Genomic DNA, 18,405 nt, shown 5'->3' with positions numbered 1-18,405 from the left:
ATCTGCGCGTCAGGGCGGGATGGGTCGCGCGCTCCGCTCGGGTGCCTCGGTGCTCGCGCTCGGCGTGATGGCCGCCGCATCGCCGGCGTTTGCGCAGGACGACAAGCAGGAAGAGCCGACGATCACCGTCACCGGCATCCGCGCGTCGCTGACCAATTCGCAGAACATCAAGCGCAACTCCGATACGGTTGTTGACGCGATCACCGCCTCGGACATCGGTGCCCTCCCCGACCGTTCGGTGACGGAAGCGCTGCAGCGCGTTCCTGGTGTCGCGATGAACCGCTTCGCCGGTTCGAACGACCCTGACCACTTCTCGGCGGAAGGCTCGGGCGTCGTCGTCCGCGGCCTCACCTTCGTCCGCTCGGAATTCAACGGCCGCGACGTGTTCGCGCCGGGCGTCTATGGCCAGTCGATCGGCTTCCAGGACGTGCCCGCCGACATGCTCGGCTCGGTCGAGGTCTACAAGAACTCGACGGCGGAACTGGTTGAGGGCGGCCTCTCGGGCACCGTCAACATGAACCTGCGCAAGCCGTTCGACCGCAAGGGCTTCTTCCTCGGCTTCTCGGCCGAGGCCGTCTATACCGACATGCGCCAGAAGTGGAGCCCGGTCGTCTCGGTCGTCGCCAGCGACACCTGGGATACCGGCATCGGCCGGATCGGCATCCTCGGCGCGATCTCCTATTCGAAGCTGTTCAGCCGCGCCGACGGCGTCCAGGTCTCGAACTTCCAGACCCGGGACGGCAAATATGCGGTCCAGTCGAACACCTCGAACACGCTGGTTTGCCGCAACGCGCTGCCGGGCAGCACCGACACGGTTGGCTTCCCGCCGAACGTGGCGGGCACCAATCCGGGTGACCCCTGCTATGGCCCTGCGCCTGCGGGCGCGAACGGCTTTGCCGACTATCTGCCGCTGGTCTATGCGCCGCTGGGCGGCCAGTTCCGCAGCCAGGAATATGACCGCACCCGCCGCGGCTATGCCGCTGCGTTCCAGTGGGAAAGCCTCGATCGCCGCGCGGTGTTCAGCGCCTCGTTCCTGCGCTCGCACGCGACCACCGAATGGGGCGAGTGGACCTTCGAGGCCGGCTCGGACCTTTCGGAGTACAACACCTATCCGAAGGGCTGCCGTCCGAACACCGCCGCCCCCGGCTCGGTGCCGCGCGCCGAGTGCCCGACCGGCTTCACCAACTATCAGTATGACTCGAGCAACATCTTCGAGAATGGCTACATCACGCTGCCCGTGGGCGGCTGGCGCGGCAACATCTACACCAACGCCAACGCCGATGTGGGCGACAAGGTGCCCGGCGGCGGCATGGAGAACACGCTGACCCGCCGCATGGTCGACGAGACCAACATCGTCAACGACCTGGGCTGGAACCTGAAGTTCACGCCGAACGAGCGCTGGGCGTTCAACTTCGACGGCCAGCACATCTGGGCGAAGCGCGATCAGCTCGACTTCTCGGTCACCGGCTCGAATTACGCCGACCAGGAGCTCGATCTGCGCGGCAACTATCCGGTCATCACCCCGCACAAGCCGCAGCAGCTCGGCCTGTGGGCGACCTGGTCGCAGAACTCGGCGGTGTCGCCGGCGCTGGCGGCTGCCAATGACGCCGAATATTTCGGCAATCCGCGCTACACCTTCTGGCGTTCGGCGATGGATCACATCGAATCGAGCACCGGTCAGGAATGGTCGGCCCGCGCCGACGTCCAGTTCAACTTCCTGGACGATGTGCCCTTCCTGAAGCACATCAAGTTCGGCGCGCGTTACGCCGATCGTGACCAGCAGGTTCGCTACACCACCTATAACTGGGGTTCGCTCTCGGAAACCTGGTCGGGCAACGCGATCCAGTTCGACGAGTTCGGCACCGGCTACAGCCAGCATGACTGGGGCAACTTCTTCCGCGGCCAGACCAAGGCGCCGCCGGTGGGCAATTTCTACAATGGCGACCTGATCGACCAGTACGGCTCGTCGGTGGCCTTCTTCCAGCAGATCCAGGGCCGCGCGCGGCTCCTCGGCGGTGGCGGCGCCACCAGCTGGGTCCCGCTGGCGGGGCGCCCGGGTGTTCTCACCGGTACGCCGTTCCTGCCGTCCGACATCCAGCCGGTCAGCGAAAGCAACTGGGCGGGCTATGCCATGCTCAGCTTCGGCAGCCCGGATCCGATCTTCGGCGGCGTTACGCTCGATGGTAATATCGGCGTCCGCTATGTCAGCACGCGCGTCACGTCCGGCGGATCGATCGGTGCGCCCACGCAGCAGTCGCTGGGTATCAACCTGCCCTTCACCGATCCCGATGGTGCCGGCCCCCTTTCGGGCCGTTGCGATCCGGTCCTCCCGCCGCTGCCGGCGCCGCAGGTGCCGCAGCCGCAGCGGGGCGTCTGCCTCCTGGGTGCGGCGGGTTATGCCGCGCTCCAGTCGTTCGCGAACGGTGCCACCTTCGCGAACACCGCGGTCAACACCTATGATTACTTCCTGCCGAGCATCAACCTGAAGTTCGGGCTGACGGATAACCTCATCCTGCGCCTCGCGGCGGGCCGTAACATGGCTCGTCCGGCGATGCAGGATATCCGCAACTTCCTGACCATCGGCGGTGCCGGCACCACGAGCGACTTCCAGCTGACGGCGACGGCGGGTAATCCCTTCCTGAAGCCGGCCATCTCGGACAATTTCGATGCGGGCCTCGAATGGTATTTCGGCGGTTCGCGGGTCGGCTCGCTGACGCTCAACCTGTTCGCGAAGAACATTCACAACTTCTTCTACCAGAACATCTCCGAGCGTCAGATCTCCAACAACGGACAGACCTACACCGTCTTCGTCCGTGGCCCGGCCAACTATGGCCAGACCGGCAAGGTCCGTGGCTTCGAAGTCGCCTACTCGCAGACGTACGACTTCCTGCCCGGCTTCCTGAGCGGGTTCGGCCTCAGCGCGAACTACACCTATATCGACAGCACGGGTCTCTCGAACTCGCAGCTTTTCCTGGGTGGCCGGTCGCCGATCGGTACGCCGGGCAACCTGCCGCTCGAGCAGCTGTCGAAGCACAACTTCAACATCCAGCCCTTCTACGAAAAGGGTCCGATCTCGATCCGTGTCGCGTACAGCTGGCGCTCGAAGTTCCTGCTGACCGCGTCGGACGTGATCTTCCCCTATTATCCGATCTACAACGCGGCGACGGGCACGCTGGACGCCACGGTGTTCCTGAAGCTCACCGACAACTTCAAGATCGGCGTGCAGGGCGTGAACCTGACCAACGAAGTCACGCAGACGCTCCAGCAGTTCACGCTGAGCGGCCTGCAGGGCCCGCGGTCGTACTTCATGAACGACCGTCGCGTGCACCTCATTCTCCGCGGCAGCTTCTAAGCTCCAAGGAGACGAACGGATTGGGGCCCCCGGAAACGGGGGCCCCTTTTCTTTTGCCCGAGGCGCATCGATGCCGCGCGCGAGGAGATGGCACGTGCAACCGCCCGGATGCCGCCAGCCAGAATGGCCGGAACCGCTGCGCCGAAATCCTCCATGGGGCTACCCGGCGCGGCTGGCATCCTCGCGGCGGAGGCGGCATAGCCATGGCATGGAGATCGAAGGGGTGACGCTGGCCGCGCTGAGGGCGCTTCCGCCCGGCGAGCAGGACGCGCTGCTCGCCTTTGGGCGCCCGATCACCTTTCGCATGGGGACCGTGACCATCCTCGCCGAGTTCAATCGCGCCGATCGCGCGCTGGAGGTCAATCTCGCACATATCGGCGGCGAAGGCGTGCTGGTGGCACTGTGGAAAGCCATTACGGCCTATGCCGCCGAGCGCGATTATTCGGCGATCATCTGGAACGTCCACGCGCTGACCTGCGCCAATCCCAATCCGCGCCTCCAGCGCTTCCTGCGTGCGCGGGGCTTTGCCGAGGCCGATCACCCCGTGCATGGCCGCATCCTGACGCTCGAGCACGCCCTGGGATCGTCGCCGCGCCCGCCCCACCTTCCCTCTCGCGCCGCGGGCGGCCGGCGTGCAGAGAGATAGCATGACCGCCCCGCTCCCCGCGCCGAATCCCCTGCCCGAGCGCGGCGGGGTGACGCCCGCGATCTTCGCCGCCGAGATCGAGCCGGGATACCGCCCGGTCGTGATGCGCGGCCTCGCACGCGACTGGCCCGCGGTGGCGGCGGCGCGGACGTCGGACGCCGAACTGGCCCGCTACGTCACCAGCTTCGATCGCGGCACGCCCGTCGAGGCATTCCTGGGGCCCGCCGCGATGCAGGGGCGCTATTTCTACACCGACGACATGCGCGGTTTCAATTTCGAGCGGCGCAAGGGGCCGCTCGCGGGGGTTTTCGACTTCCTGCTGCGTTCGGCCGAGGATCCCGCCCCGCCCTGCTTCTATGTCGGCGCGACGCCGGTGCCCGAGGCGCTGCCGGGGTTCGATACGGCCAATCCGATGACCCTGTTCGGTCCCGGCATGTCGATCCCTCGCGCCTGGATCGGCAACCGCTCCACCGTCACCACCCATTTCGACGTTTCGGACAATATCGCGGTGGTGGCCGCGGGACGGCGGCGCTTCACCCTTTTCCCGCCGGAGCAGCTCGCCAACCTCTATGTCGGCCCGCTCGACCATACGATGGCCGGGCAGCCGGCGAGCATGGTCTCGCTCCACGACCCCGATCTGGAGCGCTTCCCGCGCTTCGCCGAGGCGATGGGCGCGGCGATGAGCGCCGAGCTCGAGCCCGGCGATGCGATCTATATCCCGTCGCTATGGTGGCACCATGTCGAGGCGCTCGCGCCGGTCAACCTGCTGGTCAATTACTGGGTCGATCCCCCCGCCGACGAGGGATCGCCGTTCGACGCGATGATCCACGGCATCTTCGCGATCGCGGCGCTTCCCGCGCCGCGCCGGGCGGCATGGCGGAGCTTCTTCGATCATTATGTCTTCCGCCCCGAGCACGATCCGGCGGAACATCTGGCGCCCGAACATCGCGGCATCCTGGCCGAACAGACGCCGGAACTGCGCGAGAAACTGCGCCTGTTCCTGCTGCGGCACCTGAGCGGACGCTGACGGCGCAAATTTCCTTCAGGAACGGCGTGCTAATTCGCGCGTCCGGGACTAACAGCATGCCCGGACGGGCAGGAGTGGTTCGATGGCGGCCGGGGCCGCGGGCGAGGAATATGAGACGCTGCTGAGCGAGGTCGTGGAGCGCCGCGATCTCGATACGGCGTTGTTGCTCGCGCTCGCCGACGCCGTCGCGGCGATGCACGCCAGGGCGCCCGCCGCGGCTTCCGCGCCGCCGATCGCGGGCCTTCAGCGCCAGGCGGGGACGCTGGCCTCGCGTGCGGCGGCGGGGCGGGTGCGGCTCGGGCATGGCGATCTGCGCCTCTCGCATATCGCGCTGACCGAGGAGGGGGCCCTGCCCTTCGGCGGATCGGGCGCGCCGATCGACGTGCTCGCCGATCTCGCGGTGCTGCTCGCCGATCTGTGGGAGCGCGGGCTGATCGTGCCCGCCAATATCGTCGCCAACCGCTATGTCGATGTCGCCCCCCAAGGCGCGACCGGCTGGGCGCTGCTGCCGCATTTGATGGCCGCGCGGGCCGACGATCACGCGCTCGCCGATCCGGTGCCGCCGCGGCTGGTGGCGATCGGCGGGCTTTCGGGATCGGGCAAATCGACGCTGGCGCGGCAGATCGGCGCGTTCATCGGGCGGGCGCCGGGTGCGCGCGTGCTGCGCAGCGACGTGTTCCGCAAGCGGATCGCCGGGCTGCCCCCCGAAGCGCGGCTGCCCGCGTCGCACTATACCGCGCCGATGGACGAGGCGACCTGGGAGGCCTTGTTCGAATCGGCCGACGATCACCTCGCCTGCGGGACGAGCGTCGTCCTCGATGCGGTGTTCATGCGCCGCAGCGAGCGCGACATCGCTGAGATGCTCGCCGAGCAGCGCCGCGTGCCCTTCACCGGGCTGTGGCTCGAGGCGCCCGAGCGCGACCGGATCGGCCGGGTGATGGCGCGCTCGGGCGATGCCTCGGACGCCGGGGTCGATGTGGTGCGCGAACAATCGCGACGCTCGGTCGGCGAACTCTATGGCTGGCACCGGATGAAGGCGAACCGGCCGATCGAGACGCTCGTCGCCGCCGCGCGGGGTGCATTGGCCCGACGTTAGCCTATTTGGCGTATTTCAATCGAATTCACGATCCAGAAAGGCTCAGGCAGGTTCATGCTCGGCGCAGAGCAGCCCATGGAGCGTCTCGAGCATCAGCTTCGCATCCGCGCTCGACAGCGAATAATAGATGGTCTGGCCCGATCGGCGCGCGGTCACCATGCCCTGGCGGCGGAGCAAAGCGAGCTGTTGCGAGACTGCGGTGTCGCGCGCATCGGTCAGCCGCGCGAGCTCGCCCACGGACTTTTCGCCATCCCAGAGATGGCACAGCAGCAGCAGTCGGCTTCGACCCGCCAACGCCTTGAGGAACAGCGACGCGCGGTCGACTTCGGCAATCATTTCGTGCTTCACGGGCGCACAGCTATGAAATCGACCCGTCGATTACAACAGCTATCTTACAGAGATAGCTCGAAAATATTCTTACGTTTGTGCAATTATCAAGGAACGAAGCGGCTCACGACCTCTTTGGCGAGCCGCGCCGGGCGCTTTGTGACGCTGTCCAGACAGCACCACACGCTCTTCACCTCGGCCACCACCTCCTCGCCGCGGCGAATCGCCGTGTTGAAATAGGCGCGCACGCCCTGCATGTGCTCGGCGATCACGTCCGCCACGACCAGATCGTCGAGGAAGGTCGGCTTGAGATAGGTGATCTCATGCTTGAGCGCGACCCAGAGGTGCGCCGCAACCGCGTCGGCCGGCGCGATCTTCTCCCAATATTCCACCACCGCGTCCTGAACCCAGCGCAGATAGACCGAATTATTGACGTGACCCATATGATCGATGTCGTCCGGAGCGATGCCGATCGTGTGGCGAAACATGCGAAAATCCGTGCATTGGAGGGCGTTGCCCCCAATTGCTGACACGCTTGTAAGCAGCCCGCAAGCGCCATTTTGCAGCGCAGCAACCTAACGCTACGGCATCCGTGCCGAATAGAGGCTGTGATGGGTCAGGATGAAGAGCGTCCGCCCGTCCGCGCCGCCGAAAATCAGCTGGAGCGGGCGTTCGGGCACCTCGATCAGGCCCTTTTGCGTGCCGTCCGGGGCATAGACCCAGACCTGGCCGTTCGCGACATAGACCTGCCCGTCCGGCCCCACCGCGACGCTCTCGCCGCCGCGATTGGCGAAAGGCTTGAGATCGGTCAGCGCGCCGGCTGGGCCGAGCTGGCCGGTATAGGTGGTGTTCTCCGCCCCCGCGGTGAAGAAGACGCGCTGGCCCTGCCTGGCGGTCACGAAGCCATAGGTGTCGAGCGTGTCCGACCAGCGCCAGCCGAGGAAGTTCGCCCCGCCCTGCGCGATCGTGCGGAAGGCGGGGAGGACGAGGCTGCCGTCGGGCGAGACATATTCTCGGGCCTTGGGCGCGGCGAGATCGCGGGCGAGCAACTGGGGCAAGGTGGTGAAGCTGTCGCTACGCGCGTCATACTGGTCGCGAAACTCGCCATTGTTCCAGAAATTCACCGGGAGCGCGGTGAGCGCCTTCGGGCGGTCGGCCACGGGCGTGGGCGGGATCAGGGTGAGCGAGCCGTCCTGGGTGCCGGGCTTGAAGGCATAGACGGTCGCCTCGGGTCCCTCGATCGAGAGGACCATGATGTTGCCCGAGGCGTCGATCGCGAGGTTGACCGGGTCGAGCGGGGCGTCGCGGACCGTCTCCAGGCCGCGCTCGGGCGTCCAGCGATAGATGCGGTGGAACTTGCGCTCGACGAAGTGGAGCGCGCCCCTGGCGTCCACCGCCGCGCCCGAGATCGCGTAGAAGCCGGTTTCGAGCCGCTCGACCTTCACCCCGGCCAGGCTCGCCGATACGGGCCGGACGGGATTGAAGGGCACGTCGAGCACCGCGAACTCGCGCTCGCGCACTTCGAGCTTGTGCGTCATGTCCTGGATCGCATTCTCGAACGCGAACTTGCTCGCGCGCAGATAGGTGCCGCAGCCATTTTCGTCGCAAAAGGCGAAGCCGCTCTCGGCGTTCGAATGGAGGTTGCGGAAGCGGATATCGCCCGAATTGTAGAGCCGCACCGCCGCGGGGGCCGGTTTCTGCGATCGGGTGACGCGATAGCCGTGATAGTTGGCGATGCGGATATTGCGCGAGTTGCGGATCTCGAGCGCCACCGTGTCCCAGCCGTCGCGCTGCTCCTGCTCGGTCTGCGGGGCGAGGAACTCCCAATTCTCGACCCCGTCGAGCACGACCTCGTGGCGGACATGATGCTCGGCCGAGAGCTCGTAGACGGTGGCCGGCGTCTTGGTGTTCGAGACGAACAGGCCCGCCTGGGCAAAGGTGTTGGGCGTCCATACCGAGTTGAAGGTGCCGCCGCCGCCGTCGATCACCATCACGCTCGGATATTGCCCGTCCCAGCGGTTGCGCGGATCGTTGAAGTCGATGCGCTGGCCGCCCGCGCGCGTGGTGCCCGCGCCGCCATGGATGCGGACGTCGTCGACCTGCGAGGCCGCGCCCGCCTTCCACATCAAAGCGGTCGCACGCGGATTGATGATGCCGGTGTTGAGCCCGATCGCGTAGAGCATCGCAGCACCGCCGCTGGCGCTTTCGATCAGCGGCTTGGGCGCGCCGATGCCGCGATAGCCGGGCGTATCCTCGGGAATGATCAGCTGGGTCAGGTTCGGATGGAGCCCGATCAGCACGGTTTCCGGGCGCAGCTTGAGCGTGCCGGTGATCAGGTAGCGGCCCATCGGGAAATAGAGGACGCGATAGGTGTCGATCGCTTTCTGGATCGCGGCGGTATCGTCGGTCTGGTCGTCGCCCTTGACGCCCAGGCTCTTGACGTTGGTCCATAGCGACATGGGCGGGAGCGGCTTGATCGCGGCGGCGCGCGGTTTGGGCAGGTCCTTGAGCGGCACGATATCGGCGCGCTGATCGAAGCTGCCCATCGATCCCAGGCCGGGAAGCGTCAGGCCGTAGGTGAATTCCCTGACCTGATATTTGGGCCCCGCCGCAGCGACGGTCTTGCCGCTTTCGCGGTAGCGCGCGAACACCGGGGTGTTGGCCGCGAGCGCGTTGTCGAAACTCACCTGGGTGAAGACATTGCCCTCGTTGCTGATCAGCACCGCGCTGCCCGAGACATTCTCGAACCGGACGTCCTTGCCATAGAGCTGGTCGCTATAGCCCTTGTCGATCTCGATGCCCGTGGGCGTGTTGCGGATCGTGACGTTGGCGAGGGTGAGCTGCATCTCATGCTCACGAATCGCCGCGTCGCGCTGCCCCTCGAACACCGAATCGAGCAACGTATATTGCCACGCCGGCGAAGTCTTTTCGGCGAGGATGCCGTAGCGCCCGCCGATGAAGCGCAGATCATAGCCAACATTGCCCGCCTGATAGATGCCCGCGAGGCCCGACCCGATGTTGAAATCGATATGCGTCAGGAAGCTGTGCTGCGCGGTGCGGATGCGGACCGCGGCGGCGGCCGGATTGCCCTCGCCGATCTCGAAATCGACATTCGACATCGCCGAGTAGAAGGTCGCCGAATTGGCGTCGCGCACCTTGCCGGTGAAAGGCACCTCGCTGACCACGGGGACGGGGATGTCGCCCACGGCATATTGATCGCCGCCGGTGAAGATGAACATCGTGCCGACGCCGCGCTGGAAGCCCGGCGTGTTGTCGCCAAGGACGAAGACCGGGCGGCGCTTGCCGTAGCCGAACAGGCGCACGCCGGGCCAGACGAGGATGGTGCGGGTGAGCCGGTAGCGGCCCTGGGGCACGAAGACGATTCCCCCCTGCCCGCCCTTGGCCGCCAGGTCGATCGCGGACTGGATCGCGCCGCTATCGTCGGCCTTGCCGTCGCCGACGCCCTGGACGAGGACCGCGCGATCGTCGGCGGGCTTGTTCTGATAGGCCGAGGTCCCGGCCCGGGCAGGAAGGGCAAACGCGCACAGCAGCATCAGCGCCGCGATCAAGGTCCTCGTCACGTCCCCTCCTGTTTTCGATTCCCGTTCAGCGCCGCGCGCCGATCAGCCATGGCTTGAATGCAGGCGCGGGACGGCCCCGTCCATCTAGACGTTCGGCGCGGTTGATTTGCACGGGACGCAGCAGCATCTGCCCCTTCATCGCGCCCGAACCGCCGCCTGTCGCCATGGCGAGGATGCGGCGGACGACCGGCATGCCCTCGATCACGCGTCCAAAGGCGGCAAAGCCCTTCGACTTGCCATTGGCATCGAGCTGGGGATGCCCGCCGACGAGCAGCGAGAAGTTCGCATCGCCCGAATTGGGATCGTCGCCATGCGCGAGCGAGATGGTGCCGTCGATGTGGCGCAGGCCGGTCTGGCTGGTTGGTTCGAGCACGACCGGGGGCAGCCGGCGGCGCAGGTCGGTGCGAATCCCGCCCTGGATGAAGCCGGTGCCGGCCGCGCCCTTGGTGCGCGCGGCCCGATAGAAGACCGTCCCCTCGAGCCGCCCGTCATCGACATAGTTGAGGAAGTTCGCGGTGGTCTTGGGCGCGCGCTTGGCATCGAGCGCGACGACGATATTGCCCTCCGACGTGACCAGCCGGACGCGGACATAGCCGAGCATTGCGCGATTCTGCGCAGGCCCGGTGTTCGCGGCGATCCCCGGCACGGCGAGCAGCAGGGTGGCACAAAAAAGGACGATCAGCCGCATGTCCCCAGCCTAGCCGAGATGACATGACGGTGCGAGACAGAGTTTGACTGTTCGCAGATGCAGCATAAACTATGCTGCGAAAGCGAGGAACGTTTGCGCATAGCGATCATCGACGAAAGCGGGCTGCGCGCGACCATCCTGGAGGAGGGTCTGCGCGAGGCCGGATTCGACGATATCGAGGTGGTGCCGCCGACGGGCGCGTTCGTGGCGCGACTCGAGCGGATGGCGCCCGATGTCGTGCTGATGAACCTCGGCAGCCCCAGCCGCGATTCGCTCGAGGAAATGCTCGCGGTGAGCCGGGTGCTGGCGCGGCCGATCGCGATGTTCGTCGATCAGAGCGACGACGCCATGATCGGCGCGGCGATCGATGCGGGGGTCTCGGCCTATGTCGTCGACGGGCTGCGCAAGGACCGGGTGAAGCCGATCCTCGACCTCGCCATCCGCCGCTTCCACGCCTTTTCACGGCTCCAGGCCGAACTGGACGAGGCGCGGACCGAACTCGCCGAGCGCAAGAGCATCGACCGCGCCAAGGCGATTTTGATGGAGAGCCGCGGATTGGGTGAGCCCGAGGCATACGCCCTGCTGCGCAGCACGGCGATGAACCAGGGGCGGCGGATCGTCGATGTCACCGAGGCGCTGATCACCGCCGCGGGATTGCTGGGGGGCCCCAAATGACGCCGCTTTCGATCGCCTTCCTGCCGCTGACCGACAGCGCGCCGCTCGTCGTCGCGGCCGAACTCGGCTTTGCCGAAGCGGAGGGGCTGGCCCTCAACCTGATTCGCGACACGAGCTGGGCCACGGTGCGCGACCGGCTGGTCTATGGCCAGGTGCAGGCGGCACATCTGCTTGCCCCTCTGGCGGTGGCGGTGACGCTGGGGCTCAGCCAGACGCCGTGCGCGATCGCCGCGCCGTTCAAGCTCAACGACAATGGCAATGCGCTGACGCTGTCGGCGGAGTTCGCCGCCGCGCTCGATCCGCGCCCAAGCAACCGCATCGACGATCCCATCGCGACCGCGCATGATTTCGCGGCGGCGATCGGGCTGCATCACCGCAAGCCGGTGATCGGTACGGTCCACCGCTTCTCGAGCCATGCGCTGATGCTGCGCTACTGGCTGGCCTATGCCGGGGTGAACCCCGACCGCGACGTGACGTTGCGCGTGCTGCCGCCCTCGCTGATGACCGAGGCGCTGCGGGCGGGCGAGATTGACGGCTTCATCGCGGGCGAGCCGTGGAGCAGCGTCGCGGTCGCCGAGGGGCTGGGCGAGATCGCCGCGGTAGGCGTGAACATCTGGCAGCGCGGGGTCGAGAAGGTGCTGGGCGTCCGCGCCGATTGGGCCGCGGCGAATCCCGACACGCTCGACCGGCTGGTGCGCGCGCTCGACCGGGCCGCCGCCTGGTGCGACGATCCGGCGAATCGCGCCCCGCTTGCGGAGATGCTCGCCCAGCCGCGCTTCGTGGGCCAGCCCGCTCCTCTGATCGCGCAGGCGCTGGCCGGGCGGATGCCGCTTCGGCCGGGCGAGGAACCGGTCGAAATCCCCGACTTCCTCGTCTTCCATCGCGGCGCGGCCAACTTCCCGTGGCGCAGCCAGGCGCTGTGGATCTACTCGCAGTTCGTGCGCTGGGGGATGGTCGAGGCGAGCCCCGAGGCGGAGCGCGCGGCGGCGGGGGTGTTCGCATCGGACCTGTACCGGCGCGCGCTGGCCGGCGGCCCCACGCCGATGCCGGGCGCGAGCATGAAGGTCGAAGGATCGATCGGAACCCCGCTCGCTGCTGCAACGCACCAGGGCAGTCTGACCCTCGCCCCGGATCGCTTCTTCGACGGAAAAACCTTCGATCCGGAGGCGATTTCGGCGTATTTGCGGGGACTTGGTGCATGAAAAATTTTGCACTTGCGAAATAGCTTCGAACGCGTCAGCCTATACGAGTCGCCTGAAGAATCGGGCGGCGCGAGCGGGAAACGCGGCCAGAGCCGGCGGCGCTTCCTTCAACCAACAGCAAAGCCGCTGTCCGGCCACCGCATCTGCGCGGGGGGCCGGAGGCGGCTTTTTTCGTGCCTGGGCGGCATGGGGAGCGTGGCGATGAAGATCGGGGAATTGGCGGCGGAGAGCTATGGGCTCAGCGATGGCGGGGCGAATTCCGCGCCCCAGACCAAATCGGCATTCTGGAGCAGCGGACACACGCCGACGCTGATTGCGGCATTTCTCTATTTCGATCTCGCCTTCATGGTCTGGGTGCTGCTGGGGCCGCTCGCGCCCGAAATCGCCAAGACACTGCACCTGACGCCCGCCGAAAAGGGACTGATGGTCGCCACGCCGACGCTGGCCGGCGCGATCCTGCGCGTGGTCAACGGGCTGCTGGTCGACCGGATCGGGCCCAAGCGCTCGGGCGCGATCAGCCAGCTCATCGTGATCGCCGGGCTGCTCTTCGCCTGGATCATGGGGGTCAACAGCTTCGGCGGCACGCTGGCGCTGGGCGTGATCCTCGGCTTTGCCGGGGCGAGCTTCGCGATCGCGCTGCCGCTCGCCAGCCGCTGGTATCCGCCCGAGCATCAGGGCAAGGCGATGGGGCTCGCAGGGATGGGCAATTCGGGCACCGTGCTCGCCGCCCTGTTCGCGCCGACGCTCGCCAAGCTGTTCGGGTGGAACGCAGTGCTCGGGCTCGCCTGCATTCCGCTGACGATCGTGTTCGTGCTCTACATGATCATGGCCAAGGACGCGCCGAACGCTCCGGCGCCGAAGCGGCTGATCGACTATTTCGAGCCGCTCAAACAGGCTGATGCCTGGTGGTTCATGGCGTTCTACAGCGTGACCTTTGGCGGGTTCGTCGGGCTCGCGGCCTCGCTCACCATCTATTTCACCGACCGGTTCGGGCTGACCACGATCACCGCGGGCTATTGCACCGCGGCCTGCGTGTTCGCGGGATCGCTGGTGCGGCCGATGGGCGGCGGGCTCGCCGACGCGATCGGCGGGGTGAAGACGCTGAGCGCGGTGTTCGTCGTCGCGGCGCTGGCGCTCGCCGGAGTGAGCGGCGCGCCCACCGTTTCGAGCGCGCTCGGGCTGTTCGTGGTTGCGATGCTGGCGCTGGGCGCGGGCAATGGCGCGGTGTTCCAGCTGGTGCCGCAGCGCTTCGGCAAGGAGATCGGTATCATGACGGGACTCGTCGGCATGGCGGGGGGCGTGGGCGGCTTCTATCTCGCCTCTTCCCTCGGCTTTTCGAAGCAGCTAACGGGGACGTACCAGACCGGCTTCCTGGTGTTCGCGGCGCTCGCCCTCACGGCGCTCGCGGGGTTGACGCTGGTCAAGGGCAAGTGGCGCACGCGGTGGGAAGCTGCCGCGAACGGCGTCCGGATCTGAATGGAAAACTACCTCCGTCCTTCGGGACGGAGGCTCGAGTGGGGGTAATATGATGAAGTGGATTCTCTTTGCGGGCGCGGCCGTTGTCGTTGCCACGCCTGCCTGTGCGCAGGATATCAAGTTCAAGCCGCTGCTCGAAGCGCGTCTCCGGATGGAGAATGTCGAGCAGACGGGCCTCGCCACCGACGAATCGACCGCGGTGACGCTCCGGGTCCGCGCCGGGGGCATCATCACCCGCAAGCGGGTGAGCGCGCTGTTCGAGGCGCAGGGCGTGCTGGCGCTGGACGATCATTATTATGACGGGCTCCACGGCGCCGCGACGCGGCCCCTGATCGCCGATCCGGAGAATGTGGCGATCCATCGCGCGCAGCTCCAGTACAAGGACAAGGACATCACCGTCACCGCGGGGCGCCAGCGCATCTCGCTCGACGACGACCGCTTCGTCGACGCCGCGCTGTTCCGCCAGAGCGCCCAGACCTTCGATGCGGTGCGGGTCGAATGGACGCCGATCCCCAAGCTCAAGGCCGACGTCACCTATGCCTGGAGCGTGCGCACCGTGTGGGGCATCGAAGGAACCGGCGCGCGGCAACGGGCGGTTTCCGGCGACAATGTCTTCGCGAACCTGAGCTACACGACCCCGATCGGGACGGTGACGGGCTATGCCTATCTGGTCGATCAGGACGAGGCGGCGGTGCAGAATTTCCGCCTCTCCAACCAGACCTATGGTGCGAAGTTCGCGGGCAGCCAGACGCTCGCCCCCAAGGTGAAGCTCAACTACCAGCTGAGCTTCGCCCGCCAGACCAACTATCACCGCAACCCGAACAGCTATTCCGCGAGCTATTATCTGGTCGACGGGATGCTGGAGGCGAGGGAGTTCCGGCTGGGCGGGGGCTATGAGGTGCTGGGCGCCGATAATGGCGTCGCCTTCACCTCGTTCCAGATGCCGGTGGGCAGCGGGTTCCGCTGGCGCGGATGGGCGGGCAAGTTCGTGCCCGATCCGGCCGACGGCGTGCGCGACGTGTACGGCACGGTTGGCTATGTCGCGCCGACGCTGGGCAAGCTCAAAGCCGTGACGCTTCAGGCGACCTGGCACAGCTTCCGCAGCGATCGGATGGACCGGCCTTATGGCACCGAGCTCGACCTGTTGGGGAGCGCGAAGCTGGGCCGCTACACCGTCTCGGCGCGCTATGCGGGCTATGAGAGCGCCGGCTTCGCGACCGACACGCACAAGCTGTGGCTGCAGCTCGATTGGGCCTTTTAGTCCCGAAATCGTGCTGCGGTGCAAAATAAGGGCTTGATGCGGGGCACATTGCACCGCATCATGCTCGCATCGGGCAAGGACGCCTGAACAGGACATAGCCGCCGCTTCCAGGGACGGGAGACGGGGGTGCATCGGGCGGGAAACCGCTCAAGGGTGATTGGCAAGGCCGCCATGCGGGCATCTCTTCGGAGGTGTCCCGCATGGCGGCCTTTTCGCGTTTGGAGCTTGGGACGATGGAGCTTTCGGGAAGCGAATGGACCGGCGAGGAGGCGGGCGGCATGCCCCGGCCCCCGCAGGCACGCGAGCATCTGGTGGTGATCGGCAACGGCATGGCCGGGTGCCGCGCGATCGAGGAATTGCTTGCGCGCGATCCCGAGCGCTATCGCGTGACGATCATCGGCGCCGAGCCGCATGTGAACTATAACCGGATCATGCTCTCGCCCGTGCTCGCCGGCGAGAAGAGCTTCGAGGACATCGTCCTCAACGGGCATGACTGGTATCGCGACAATGGCATCGAACTGATCGCGGGCGACGCCGTGATCTCGATCGACCGCCAGGCGAAGAATGTGTTCGCAGCATCGGGACGGGTGGTGAGCTACGACCGGCTGCTGCTCGCCACCGGCTCCGATCCCTTCATCATCCCGGTGCCGGGACACGACCTGCCCGGCGTGATCAGCTTCCGCGACATGGCCGATGTCGACCGGATGCTGATGGCGGCGGACATGGGCGGCGACGCGGTGGTGATCGGCGGCGGTCTGCTCGGGCTCGAGGCTGCGCACGGGCTGAGCCTGCGCGGCATGAAGGTGACGGTGGTCCATCTGATGCCGACGCTGATGGAGCGCCAGCTCGACGAGGCGGCGGGCTGGCTGCTCAAGACCGCGCTCGAAGGGCGCGGGCAGACGATCCTGACCCAGGCAGACACCGCCGAGATCGTCGGCGATGGCGCGGTGGAGGGGGTGCGGCTCAAGGACGGCACGCTGATCCCGGCGAGCCTGGTGGTGATGGCGGTGGGCATCCGCCCCAATGTGAAGCTTGCCCGCGAGGCCGGGCTGGCGGTGGGGCGCGGCATCCATGTCGATGATCATATGGTCACCTCGGACCCGGCGGTGCTCGCCGTCGGCGAATGCGTCGAGCATGACGGGCAGGTCTATGGCCTGGTCGCGCCGCTGTTCGAGATGTGCCGGGCGCTCGCGGACGGGCTGGTCGAGAAGCCGACCGGCTACAAGGGGTCGGTCACCTCGACCAAGCTCAAGGTCTCCGGGATCGACGTCTTCTCGGCGGGCGATTTCTCGGCGGTCGAGGGCGCCGAAGACATTGTACTGCGCGACGCCTCACGCGGGGTCTACAAGCGCGTCGTCGTGAAGGACGACAGGATCGTCGGCGCGGTCCTCTATGGCGATACCGGCGATGGCGGCTGGTATTTCGATCTGCTCAAGCGGCAGGAGGATGTCTCCGAACTCCGCGATCTGCTGATCTTCGGCCAGGCTTTCGCCCAGGGAGGGGGCGTATCGGACCCTAAGGCGGCCGTTGCGGCGCTCTCGGACGATGCCGAGATCTGCGGCTGCAACGGCGTTTCCAAGGGCCAGGTGCTGGCGTGCATCGACAAGGGGGCGTGCAGCCTCGACGCGGTGCGCGCGGGCTGCAAGGCCTCGGCGAGCTGCGGCTCGTGCACCGGCCTTGTCGAGAATCTCCTCGCGCTCAAGCTCGGCGACGAGGTTCAGGCCGGACCCAAGACGATGTGCAAATGCACCTCGTTCGGCCATGACGATGTCCGCCGCGAGATCGTCGCGCAGGGGATGCGTTCGATCCCCGAGGTGATGCAGAAGCTGCACTGGAGCACCCCCGACGGCTGCTCCTCGTGCCGCCCTGCCCTCAATTACTATCTGCTCTGCGCGCTGCCCGGCGACTATGCCGACGACCAGCAGAGCCGCTTCGTCAACGAGCGGATGCACGCCAATATCCAGAAGGACGGCACCTATTCGGTCGTCCCGCGGATGTGGGGCGGGATCACCAATCCGCGCGAGCTGCGCGCGATCGCCGATGTGGTCGAGAAGTTCAACGCGCCGATGGTGAAGGTCACCGGCGGGCAGCGGCTCGATATCTTCGGGATCAAGAAGGAGGATCTGCCCGCGGTCTGGGCCGATCTGAATGCCGCCGGGATGGTTTCGGGTCACGCATACGGCAAGTCGCTGCGCACGGTGAAGACCTGTGTCGGTTCCGAATGGTGCCGCTTCGGCACGCAGGACTCGACCGGGCTGGGCGTCAAAATCGAGCGGATGACCTGGGGATCGTGGATGCCCCACAAGTTCAAGATCGCGGTCAGCGGCTGCCCGCGCAACTGCGCCGAGGCGACGATCAAGGACTTCGGCGTGGTCTGCGTCGACTCGGGCTATGAGCTCCATGTCGGCGGCAATGGCGGCATCCATGTCCGCGCGACCGACTTTCTCTGCAAGGTCGCGACCGAGGAAGAGGCGATGCATTATTGCGCCGCCTTCGTGCAGCTCTATCGCGAAGAGGCGCGCTATCTCGAGCGCACCGCGCCGTGGATCGAGCGGGTCGGGGTCGAATACATCCGCGAACGGATCGCCGATGACGCCGAGGGCCGCGACGCGCTCGCCGCCCGCTTCCTCTTCTCGCAAAGCTTCAGCCAGGAAGACCCCTGGGCCGAGCGCGCCGCGGGCGCCGACCGCGTCCAGCACAGCCACATGGCCGAATTCCACCCCGTCGGAGAATCCGCATGACCGCAGACTGGCTCGATATCGGCTGGCTCGACCAGATCCCTGTGCGCGGCGCGCGCACCGTCCCCGTCGCGGGCGGGGAGGAGATCGCGGTGTTCCGCACCGGCGACAATCAGGTGTTCGCGCTGGTCAATCGCTGCCCGCACAAGGGCGGCCCGCTGAGCCAGGGCATCGTCCACGGCCACAGCGTCGCCTGCCCGCTCCACAATTGGAACATCGCGCTGAAGACGGGGACGGCGCAGGGCGAGGACAAGGGATGCACGCCGACGGTGCCGGTGAAGATCGTCAGCGGCCGCGTGCTGATCGGCCGCGCCGGCGCGCTGGCGGCGGCGTGAA

The 18,405-nt window shown here is 66.8% G+C and carries 14 protein-coding genes; 10 read left to right on the top strand and 4 right to left on the bottom strand.

Going from position 1 to position 18,405, the window contains the following annotated elements; genetic code table 11:
- Positions 1-19 precede the first annotated feature (19 nt).
- The 4 genes from OF829_RS09175 (at position 20) to OF829_RS09160 (ending at position 6,121) form a co-directional block, all read left to right on the top strand.
- Entirely contained in the window at positions 20-3,352 is a 3,333-nt protein-coding gene (locus OF829_RS09175; protein WP_264939711.1) for a TonB-dependent receptor, read from the top strand.
- Between the two features lie 208 nt (positions 3,353-3,560).
- Entirely contained in the window at positions 3,561-3,998 is a 438-nt protein-coding gene (locus OF829_RS09170) for a hypothetical protein (RefSeq protein WP_264939710.1), read from the top strand.
- Position 3,999: 1 nt separating this feature from the next.
- Positions 4,000-5,025 carry a cupin-like domain-containing protein gene (locus OF829_RS09165; protein WP_264939709.1) on the top strand — a complete coding sequence of 342 codons (1,026 nt, stop codon included), beginning with the start codon at positions 4,000-4,002 and terminating at the stop codon, positions 5,023-5,025.
- An 82-nt stretch (positions 5,026-5,107) separates the two neighbouring features.
- On the top strand, positions 5,108-6,121 hold the full coding sequence (locus OF829_RS09160) for an AAA family ATPase (RefSeq protein WP_264939708.1): 1,014 nt from the start codon (positions 5,108-5,110) through the stop codon (positions 6,119-6,121).
- 42 nt (positions 6,122-6,163) lie between these two features.
- On the opposite strand, the gene OF829_RS09155 is transcribed toward OF829_RS09160, so the two are convergent.
- The 4 genes from OF829_RS09155 to OF829_RS09140 all read right to left on the bottom strand — a co-directional run bounded on the left by OF829_RS09155 (position 6,164) and on the right by OF829_RS09140 (position 10,717).
- Positions 6,164-6,469 (bottom strand): ArsR/SmtB family transcription factor, encoded by a 306-nt coding sequence (locus OF829_RS09155; RefSeq protein ID WP_264939707.1) that lies wholly within the window; start codon positions 6,467-6,469, stop codon positions 6,164-6,166.
- Between the two features lie 86 nt (positions 6,470-6,555).
- Positions 6,556-6,936: an acyl-CoA thioesterase gene (locus OF829_RS09150; protein WP_264939706.1), complete on the bottom strand. Its 381-nt coding sequence runs from the start codon at positions 6,934-6,936 to the stop codon at positions 6,556-6,558.
- 93 nt (positions 6,937-7,029) lie between these two features.
- Positions 7,030-10,002: a glycosyl hydrolase family 28-related protein gene (locus tag OF829_RS09145; RefSeq protein ID WP_264940175.1), complete on the bottom strand. Its 2,973-nt coding sequence runs from the start codon at positions 10,000-10,002 to the stop codon at positions 7,030-7,032.
- A gap of 52 nt (positions 10,003-10,054) precedes the next feature.
- Complete coding sequence (locus OF829_RS09140) at positions 10,055-10,717, bottom strand: peptidylprolyl isomerase (RefSeq protein ID WP_264939705.1); 663 nt, start codon at positions 10,715-10,717, stop codon at positions 10,055-10,057.
- A gap of 93 nt (positions 10,718-10,810) precedes the next feature.
- On the opposite strand from OF829_RS09140, the gene OF829_RS09135 reads away from it, so the two are divergent.
- The 6 genes from OF829_RS09135 (at position 10,811) to nirD (ending at position 18,404) form a co-directional block, all read left to right on the top strand.
- Positions 10,811-11,392, top strand: coding sequence for an ANTAR domain-containing response regulator (locus tag OF829_RS09135; protein WP_264939704.1), 582 nt, complete (start codon positions 10,811-10,813; stop codon positions 11,390-11,392).
- On the top strand, positions 11,389-12,594 hold the full coding sequence (locus tag OF829_RS09130; protein ID WP_264939703.1) for a CmpA/NrtA family ABC transporter substrate-binding protein: 1,206 nt from the start codon (positions 11,389-11,391) through the stop codon (positions 12,592-12,594). The genes OF829_RS09135 and OF829_RS09130 overlap by 4 nt, the downstream gene beginning before the upstream one ends.
- 201 nt (positions 12,595-12,795) lie before the next feature.
- Positions 12,796-14,070, top strand: a complete 1,275-nt coding sequence (locus tag OF829_RS09125) for a nitrate/nitrite transporter (RefSeq protein ID WP_264939702.1) — start codon at positions 12,796-12,798, stop codon at positions 14,068-14,070.
- A gap of 52 nt (positions 14,071-14,122) precedes the next feature.
- Entirely contained in the window at positions 14,123-15,331 is a 1,209-nt protein-coding gene (locus tag OF829_RS09120) for an alginate export family protein (protein WP_264939701.1), read from the top strand.
- 278 nt (positions 15,332-15,609) lie between these two features.
- The gene (nirB, locus tag OF829_RS09115; protein ID WP_264940173.1) at positions 15,610-18,072 is read left to right on the top strand and encodes a nitrite reductase large subunit NirB; all 2,463 of its coding nucleotides are present in this window, start codon (positions 15,610-15,612) and stop codon (positions 18,070-18,072) included.
- Positions 18,069-18,404 carry a nitrite reductase small subunit NirD gene (nirD, locus tag OF829_RS09110; RefSeq protein ID WP_264939700.1) on the top strand — a complete coding sequence of 112 codons (336 nt, stop codon included), beginning with the start codon at positions 18,069-18,071 and terminating at the stop codon, positions 18,402-18,404. Before nirB ends, nirD begins: the two co-directional genes overlap by 4 nt.
- Position 18,405 lies beyond the last annotated feature (1 nt).

The sequence above is a fragment of the Sphingomonas caeni genome (assembly GCF_026013415.1).
Lineage (GTDB): Bacteria > Pseudomonadota > Alphaproteobacteria > Sphingomonadales > Sphingomonadaceae > Sphingomonas > Sphingomonas caeni.
The sequence above is the reverse complement of the archived record's forward strand: the minus strand, read 5'-3'. Positions and strand labels throughout refer to the sequence as shown.

Bases quoted from the DNA above. Each gene is read 5' to 3' on its own strand.
- OF829_RS09145 (WP_264940175.1), bottom strand. From the start codon at position 10,002: ATGCTGCTGTGCGCGTTTGCCCTTCCTGCCCGGGCCGGGACCTCGGCC.
- OF829_RS09140 (WP_264939705.1), bottom strand. From the start codon at position 10,717: ATGCGGCTGATCGTCCTTTTTTGTGCCACCCTGCTGCTCGCCGTGCCG.
- nirB (WP_264940173.1), top strand. From the start codon at position 15,610: ATGCCCCGGCCCCCGCAGGCACGCGAGCATCTGGTGGTGATCGGCAAC.
- OF829_RS09165 (WP_264939709.1), top strand. From the start codon at position 4,000: ATGACCGCCCCGCTCCCCGCGCCGAATCCCCTGCCCGAGCGCGGCGGG.
- OF829_RS09170 (WP_264939710.1), top strand. From the start codon at position 3,561: ATGGAGATCGAAGGGGTGACGCTGGCCGCGCTGAGGGCGCTTCCGCCC.
- OF829_RS09125 (WP_264939702.1), top strand. From the start codon at position 12,796: ATGAAGATCGGGGAATTGGCGGCGGAGAGCTATGGGCTCAGCGATGGC.
- OF829_RS09120 (WP_264939701.1), top strand. From the start codon at position 14,123: ATGAAGTGGATTCTCTTTGCGGGCGCGGCCGTTGTCGTTGCCACGCCT.
- nirD (WP_264939700.1), top strand. From the start codon at position 18,069: ATGACCGCAGACTGGCTCGATATCGGCTGGCTCGACCAGATCCCTGTG.
- OF829_RS09175 (WP_264939711.1), top strand. From the start codon at position 20: ATGGGTCGCGCGCTCCGCTCGGGTGCCTCGGTGCTCGCGCTCGGCGTG.
- OF829_RS09130 (WP_264939703.1), top strand. From the start codon at position 11,389: ATGACGCCGCTTTCGATCGCCTTCCTGCCGCTGACCGACAGCGCGCCG.
- OF829_RS09150 (WP_264939706.1), bottom strand. From the start codon at position 6,936: ATGTTTCGCCACACGATCGGCATCGCTCCGGACGACATCGATCATATG.
- OF829_RS09160 (WP_264939708.1), top strand. From the start codon at position 5,108: ATGGCGGCCGGGGCCGCGGGCGAGGAATATGAGACGCTGCTGAGCGAG.